Genomic DNA, 1297 nt, shown 5'->3' on the forward strand with positions numbered 1-1297 from the left:
TTCATCTAATTCATTTTCAGGCGTGTTTAAAATTTCTTCTACTAACTCATTATCAGAAAGAGTTTCAAGTTGATCTAAGAGATTAAATGTTTCTTCAGCGTTATTATTTAAATAAGAAAAAACTTTATTACTCATAAAATTAAAAGTTTCAGCAACTTTAGAAGAAAGAATACTAGATGTATTTTTTATAATATTAAAACTCTTTACTCCAAAATCATAAACTGTTTTTAATGATGAACTAAATGTACTGAAAAAACCTTTACTTTCAGGTGTGTTAGTTATGCTTGCAGGTGTATTAATTATATTATCAGCTTCATTCATAATATCAGTATATTCGATTTGAGAGATGCCTAGAGTATCTGGCTGATCTTTTACTACTTCTTGTGAGGTTGTTTTAGAATTTAAAAAATCAGTATTTTCTTCTTGATTAGTAGTTTGCTTTGGATAAGTTATAAACTCAAATTCATCGTTAGCAAGATAGGATGCAGGCTTTGGAGAAATATTATGTGTGATTAAATTTTGTAACTTATTAAACCCGAATTCTGGATTAAAAGAGGTAGGAATGGAAGTATTTACAAGGGATAGAAGATATTCTATATAAGTTTTTAGCAAAAAAACAAGAATATCCCCTTGAAGAAAGATATTACCGCATTATTTTATTTTGTCGATGATTTTTGTAAAGTTGCTGAATATTGGATTAGTCGGTCTTTTTTACCAATTAGCAATAAAAAACCTACAAGAGAGTCTAAGATAAGCCATTCTGAGCTATTAACAATAGTACTTTTATATCATCAATCACCTTGTAAAAACTTTAAATATTTTTATATGTCCTATCTACAATTATATAAATCTGAATTTGTAACTCTTCCATCATATACTCGTTTTATAGCTTTAAAACCCAGAATTCTAACGTATTTAGTTTTATTGCTTGAATGGTATATGTATCAATCTCAAACTACCGGAGTCTCTTATATTGATGCAACATCTTTAGCAATTTGTCATCCAAAAAGAGTATCTCGCAATAAGGTGTTTGCTGGTATTGCTGCATTAGGCAAAACAACAAAAGGTTGGTTCTTTGGTTTTAAATTACATTTATTGATTAATGAACTTGGAGAGATTCAAGGTTTAAAACTAACGCCTGGCAACATAGATGATAGAGTGCCAGTGCCAGAAATAACCAAACGTATTACTGGATTGTTGTTTGGGGATAAATGCTATATAAAACAAGAACTTTTTGATGAACTATACGTCCGCGAGATCAAGTTGGTAACTGGGATAAAGAAGAACATGAAGAATA

1 protein-coding gene and 1 pseudogene are annotated in these 1297 nt (G+C 29.5%); one reads left to right on the forward strand and one right to left on the reverse strand.

All coding sequences use genetic code 11. From position 1 onward, the window contains the following. Nucleotides 1–564, reverse strand: a pseudogene (locus tag REIS_RS05180) (hypothetical protein); the annotation flags it as partial. A gap of 66 nt (nucleotides 565–630) precedes the next feature. On the opposite strand from REIS_RS05180, the gene REIS_RS05185 reads away from it, so the two are divergent. After that, nucleotides 631–1297: IS982 family transposase (locus REIS_RS05185; protein ID WP_008580198.1), on the forward strand; the 667-nt coding region annotated here is incomplete at its 3' end.

Origin of the sequence: Rickettsia endosymbiont of Ixodes scapularis (assembly GCF_000160735.1) — a bacterium.
Classification (GTDB): Bacteria; Pseudomonadota; Alphaproteobacteria; order Rickettsiales; family Rickettsiaceae; genus Rickettsia; species Rickettsia tamurae.